Here is a 1,735-nt window from a genome sequence, read left to right as displayed (position 1 = left end):
CGTAGGGCTCCTTTCTAGGGGGTACCGCGGAAGAGATTCCTTTGGAAAACATTTAAACAACAAAGCAAGTCAGTAATGATTTGTTCTGTCAGTTTCAAACTTGCAGATTGTTCGCCTATTCCGGTGGCTTTCTGCACTAGATGTGCCGGTCACTTCGGTGGTCGTGCAGTCAAACATTTACGGAGAGTTTGATCCTGGCTCAGGACGAACGCTGGCGGCGTGCTTAACACATGCAAGTCGAACGGTGATGAGGAGCTTGCTTCTCTGATCAGTGGCGAACGGGTGAGTAACACGTGAGCAATCTGCCCTTGACTCTGGGATAAGCGTTGGAAACGACGTCTAATACCGGATACGACCTTGGAAGGCATCTTCTGGGGTGGAAAGAATTTTGGTCAAGGATGAGCTCGCGGCCTATCAGCTAGTTGGTGAGGTAATGGCTCACCAAGGCGACGACGGGTAGCCGGCCTGAGAGGGTGACCGGCCACACTGGGACTGAGACACGGCCCAGACTCCTACGGGAGGCAGCAGTGGGGAATATTGCACAATGGGCGAAAGCCTGATGCAGCAACGCCGCGTGAGGGACGACGGCCTTCGGGTTGTAAACCTCTTTTAGTAGGGAAGAAGCGTAAAAGTGACGGTACCTGCAGAAAAAGCACCGGCTAACTACGTGCCAGCAGCCGCGGTAATACGTAGGGTGCAAGCGTTGTCCGGAATTATTGGGCGTAAAGAGCTCGTAGGCGGTTTGTCGCGTCTGCTGTGAAAACCCGAGGCTCAACCTCGGGCCTGCAGTGGGTACGGGCAGACTAGAGTGCGGTAGGGGAGATTGGAATTCCTGGTGTAGCGGTGGAATGCGCAGATATCAGGAGGAACACCAATGGCGAAGGCAGATCTCTGGGCCGTAACTGACGCTGAGGAGCGAAAGCATGGGGAGCGAACAGGATTAGATACCCTGGTAGTCCATGCCGTAAACGTTGGGAACTAGATGTGGGGACCATTCCACGGTCTCCGTGTCGCAGCTAACGCATTAAGTTCCCCGCCTGGGGAGTACGGCCGCAAGGCTAAAACTCAAAGGAATTGACGGGGGCCCGCACAAGCGGCGGAGCATGCGGATTAATTCGATGCAACGCGAAGAACCTTACCAAGGCTTGACATATAGAGGAAACGGTTGGAAACAGTCGCCCCGCAAGGTCTCTATACAGGTGGTGCATGGTTGTCGTCAGCTCGTGTCGTGAGATGTTGGGTTAAGTCCCGCAACGAGCGCAACCCTCGTCCTATGTTGCCAGCACGTAATGGTGGGAACTCATGGGATACTGCCGGGGTCAACTCGGAGGAAGGTGGGGATGACGTCAAATCATCATGCCCCTTATGTCTTGGGCTTCACGCATGCTACAATGGCCGGTACAAAGGGCTGCAATACCGCAAGGTGGAGCGAATCCCAAAAAGCCGGTCTCAGTTCGGATTGAGGTCTGCAACTCGACCTCATGAAGTCGGAGTCGCTAGTAATCGCAGATCAGCAACGCTGCGGTGAATACGTTCCCGGGCCTTGTACACACCGCCCGTCAAGTCATGAAAGTCGGTAACACCCGAAGCCAGTGGCCTAACCCGCAAGGGGAGGAGCTGTCGAAGGTGGGATCGGTGATTAGGACTAAGTCGTAACAAGGTAGCCGTACCGGAAGGTGCGGCTGGATCACCTCCTTTCTAAGGAGCACAGCACCTCTCCTCTGTATACAGGGAG

General features: G+C 54.7%; 1 rRNA gene. It reads left to right on the top strand.

The features are described 5' to 3' along the window. The first annotated feature begins 176 nt into the window (after nt 1-176). A 16S ribosomal RNA gene (locus tag E3N86_RS12075) occupies nt 177-1,698 on the top strand. Nucleotides 1,699-1,735 lie beyond the last annotated feature (37 nt).

Origin of the sequence: Cryobacterium sp. Hz7, assembly GCF_004402815.1 — a bacterium.
Taxonomy (GTDB): domain Bacteria; phylum Actinomycetota; class Actinomycetes; order Actinomycetales; family Microbacteriaceae; genus Cryobacterium; species Cryobacterium sandaracinum.
The sequence above is the reverse complement of the archived record's forward strand: the minus strand, read 5'-3'. Positions and strand labels throughout refer to the sequence as shown.